Source organism: Halovivax sp., from assembly GCA_007119345.1.
GTDB lineage: Archaea > Halobacteriota > Halobacteria > Halobacteriales > Natrialbaceae > Halovivax.
Genome location: SKPV01000156.1, coordinates 1 through 2,727, shown reverse-complemented (window position 1 = coordinate 2,727; position 2,727 = coordinate 1). Strand labels below are relative to the sequence as shown.

At 72.6% G+C, this 2,727-nt stretch carries 2 protein-coding genes; one reads left to right on the top strand and one right to left on the bottom strand.

Annotated elements, in window-relative coordinates:
- Positions 1-48: 48 nt before the first annotated feature.
- Positions 49-1,266, bottom strand: coding sequence for a stage II sporulation protein M (locus QZT59_RS10615; protein WP_290815585.1), 1,218 nt, complete (start codon positions 1,264-1,266; stop codon positions 49-51).
- Positions 1,267-1,563: 297 nt separating this feature from the next.
- Here QZT59_RS10615 and QZT59_RS10610 point away from each other — a divergent pair.
- On the top strand, positions 1,564-2,727 hold a 1,164-nt coding region (locus QZT59_RS10610), incomplete at its 3' end, for an amidohydrolase (RefSeq protein ID WP_290815582.1).

The following is a 2,727-nucleotide window of genomic DNA, read 5'->3' as shown; positions in this document are numbered from 1 at the left end:
GGGCGAACTCAAAACAGCGCCGCGACGACCGCCGACGCCGGGGCGAACTCAAAACAGCGCCGCGACGACCGCCGACGCCGTCTCGTTCAGGGCGTCGGCGCGCTCGTCGATCCGGTCGGCGAAGAGCGCGTCCAGAAAGATTCCGGTGACGTGGGCCTCGACGAACGCCGCGAGCGCGAGCAGGAGCCAGGCGAAGACGACCAGCAGCGCGGTTCGGACGAGGTAGGGCTTCGTGGCGAACGACTCCCGGCGACCGAGCACCCGCTGACCGAACCGGTGGAGGAGCCGGAAGCCGACGCCCGCGGCGATGAAGAGCGCGGTCAGCTCGAAGATTCCGTGGGGCGCGAGGCCGACGACGATGAAATCCGCCCCGACGACGCCGCCGACGACCCAGGCGACGTTCCCGACGATGATCCCGTTGAAGACGAGGATGTACGCCGTCAGGATGCCGAGCGTGATCGCTCCGGCGATGGCCATGAGGAACGGCACCGAGTTGTTCCGGAGGAACCACTCGGCCGTCAGGTCCTCCTCCTCGATGCCCTCGAAGGGATGCTCCCCGAGGGCCTCCGCGATCAACTCGAGGACGTCGTATCCGGCCGCGCCGATCGCGAGGCCGACGGCGGCGCCGAACGCGAACAGCGCCACCGTGAAGCCGACGTAGCGGCGGTGCTCGGCCCAGCCGTCGGCGAGCAGCTGGAGGAGTTCGGGGCGCTCGCGCAGGCCGAACAGCCCGGTGGCGAGGAAGACGACGCCGAGCCCGGCCGCCCCGAGGGCCGCCGGCAGCTCCCCCTGGAACTGCACGAGGAGCGCCGTCAGGAACGACACGACCCCGAGCGCGCTCAGCAGGGCCGCCCAGCGGCGAACGGTCTCGGGATCGGGATCGGCGTCGAACCCGGGCGCTGACGGCGGCGGGTCTCGCTCCGGCGGTTCGTCCCCGACGCGGTCGGGCGCGTCGACGTCGAGATCCAGCGACGGGTCGATCGGAATCCGATCGTCCCGGGCTTCGGACGCCTCCCCCTCGTCGGCCGTCGGTCGGTTCGGTTCCGCAGTCCCGGGGCGCGTCGCCGTCCGGTCGCCCTCCTCGCCGGGGTCGCCGCGACGTCCGTCCACGGGGTCGCCGCGCCGCCCGTCGCCGTTCCCCGCCCCGGAAGACCCATCGCCCCTCACGTCCGGCACCCGGGGCGACCGGCGGACGGGGCGGTCCGCGGGCGGGTCCCCGGAGTCGGTCGACCCCGACCGACCGTCCTCGCGCGATCGCTCGTCCATGGCGGCCGTTAGGTGGTACGGGTGGTAAAGCCTCGTCGTTCCGCAGCGACGACGCGGTCGCCGCGGCGCTCCGCCGAGCGGGGCGGCGGTCCTCGGGATATCGGCGTTCGACGGTCCCGACTGATCGACGTTCGACGACCTCCACCTGATCGGCGTTCGACGGTCCCGACTGATCGACGTTCGACGACCGCCACCTGATCGACGTTCGACGAATTCCACCTGATCGGCGTTCGACGGCCCCACACGGCCGGAGCGGATCGCCACGCTATAAGGCGAACGGGGGCGAATCCTCCGGGCATGACCACGCTCGCAATCACCGACGGCCGAGTACTGGGTCCGGACCTGACCGTCGAGCGCGCAGACGTCCTCGTCGACCGCGAGACGGGGGAGATCCGCGAGGTCGGCCCGGATCTCGCCGGCGACGCCGAGGCGACCCTCGACGCGTCGGACTCGCTGGTGACGCCCGGGTTCGTCAACGGCCACTGCCACGTCTCGATGACGCTCCTGCGAGGGTACGCCGACGACAAGCGCCTCGACGCCTGGTTGCGAGAGGACATCTGGCCGGTCGAGGCGGCGCTCACGCCGGAGGCGGTCGAGGCGGGGGCGGAGCTCGGGATCCTGGAGATGATCGCGGGGGGAACGACCGCCTTCGCGGACATGTACTTCGAGATGGACCGGGTGGCGGCGGCGGTCGAGAAGTCGGGCGTCCGAGCGCTGTTGGGCCACGGCGTCATCTCCGCCGGGAAGGACCTCGAGGCGGCCCGCGAGGACGCCGAGGAGGGGCTGGCGATCGCCCGCGACCTCGACGGCGCCGCGGACGGCCGGGTTCGGGCGGCGTTCATGCCCCACTCGCTGACCACCGTCGACCCCGAGCTCTACGAGGAGTTCGTCCCGAGGGCCCGCGAGGCGGGCCTGCCGATTCACATCCACGCGAACGAGACCGAAGACGAGGTGACGCCGATCGTCGAGGACCGCGGGGTGCGGCCGCTCGAGTACGCCCGCGAGCTGGGGGTGCTGGAGGCCGAGGACTTCCTCGCCCACGGCGTCCACCTGGACGAACGCGAGATCGAGCTCCTCGCCGAAACCGGCGCGAGCGTGGCCCACTGTCCGGCCTCGAACATGAAGCTCGCGAGCGGGATGGCGCCGGTCCAGCGGCTGCTCGACGCCGGCGTCACGGTCGGCCTCGGCACCGACGGCGCCGCCTCGAACAACGACCTCTCGATGCTGGACGAGATGCGCGACGCCGCCATGGTGGGCAAGCTCGCGACCGGCGACGCGGCGGCCGTCCCCGCCGAGGCCGTCGTGGAGATGGCGACTCGCGGGAGCGCCGAGGCGCTCGGCTTGCCCGGCGGGCGGATCGAGCCGGGCGCGCCCGCCGACCTGGCCGTGATCGACCTCGAGCGGCCCCACCTCACCCCCGCCCACGACCTCGTGAGCCACCTCGCCTACGCCGCGGCCGCC

Coding starts and splice junctions, on each gene's coding strand:
- QZT59_RS10615 (WP_290815585.1), bottom strand. CDS start 1,266: ATGGACGAGCGATCGCGCGAGGACGGTCGGTCGGGGTCGACCGACTCC.